This is a genomic window from Nitratireductor rhodophyticola (assembly GCF_019891355.1).
Lineage (GTDB): Bacteria > Pseudomonadota > Alphaproteobacteria > Rhizobiales > Rhizobiaceae > Nitratireductor > Nitratireductor rhodophyticola.
This window is the reverse complement of record NZ_JAHSSF010000011.1, coordinates 1-1,441: the sequence shown is the minus strand read 5'-3', so window position 1 is coordinate 1,441 and position 1,441 is coordinate 1. Positions and strand designations below refer to the sequence as shown.

The window sequence follows — 1,441 nt, the reverse complement described above, 5'->3', positions numbered from 1 at the left end:
TGTGGTGACAGGCGGGACGACGACACAGGACCTGGTTTTGACCGACACGCTGGGAACCGGGCTGGACTTTGGCAGCGTGACAGCCCCGGGTTCCTTCGTTCCTGATACGGGTGGTGCGCCAACCCTGTCGTTCACGCTTCCTGCGGGGACTGCGGCGGGTACCTACAGCGTGTCCTACACGGCGACGGTCTCGGGCAGTGCATCCGGCTCGGTGTCGAATGCCGTCGCTGCAGATGTTGGGGATTGCAATCCCTGTGCGACGAGCAACCCGCTGGTGGGGATCAGCACGTCGAAGGCATCAGACGTGGGTGATGGGGTGGGTGTTCAGGTTGGAGATACGCTGACCTATACACTGACGACCGTGGTTGCCGCCGGGGCGACGACACAGGACCTGGTCCTGACCGATGTGCTGGGCCCGGGGCTCGATTTTGGAAGTGTGACGGCACCGGGTGCGTTTACTCCCGATACCGGTAGCGCGCCAAGCCTGTCGTTCACGCTTCCTGCAGGTACGGCTGCCGGCACCTACAGTGTGTCCTATACGGCGACCGTATCCGAAGCTGCATCGGGACAGGTGTTGAACGCTGCGACGGCGGATGTGGGAGACTGCAATCCCTGCGCCACGGCGAACCCGCTGGTGGAACTCAGCACGTCCAAGGCATCGGATGTGGGCGATGGGGTGGGCGCACAGGCGGGCGATACGATTACCTACACGCTGACGACCGTGGTGACAGGCGGGACGACGACACAGGACCTGGTTTTGACCGACACGCTGGGAACCGGGCTCGACTTCGGCAGTGTGACGGCGCCGGGTTCCTTCGTTCCTGATACGGGTGGTGCGCCGACCCTGTCCTTCACGCTTCCCGCCGGCACATCGGCGGGTACCTACAGCGTGTCCTATACTGCGACGGTCTCGGACAGTGCTTCCGGCTCTGTGTCGAATGCCGTCACCGCAAATGTGGGGGATTGCAGTCCCTGTGCGACGGCCAATCCGCTGGTGGAACTCAGCACGTCCAAGGTATCGGATGTGGGCGATGGTGTTGGCGTTCAGGCGGGGGACACGATTACCTACACGCTGACGAGCGTGGTGACTGGCGGGACGACGACACAGGACCTGATTCTGACCGATGTGCTGGGGGCGGGACTCGACTTCGGCAGCGTGACGGTGCCCGGGGCGTTTGTTGCCGATACGGGTGGGGCGCCGACCCTGTCGTTTACGCTTCCTGCAGGGACTGCGGCGGGTACCTACAGCGTCTCCTACACGGCGACGGTCTCGGACAGTGCTTCCGGCTCTGTGTCGAATGCTGTCACTGCAGATGTGGGGGATTGCAGTCCCTGTACGACGAGCAACCCGCTGGTGGAACTCAGCACGTCCAAGGCATCGGATGTGGGCGATGGTGTTGGCGTTCAGGCGGGGGACACGATTACTTACACGCTGACGAGT

General features: G+C 63.3%; 1 protein-coding gene. It reads left to right on the top strand.

The features are described from left to right. A partial coding sequence (locus KUG85_RS21015; RefSeq protein ID WP_223006760.1) for an isopeptide-forming domain-containing fimbrial protein occupies nucleotides 1–1,441 on the top strand: 1,441 nt, incomplete at both ends.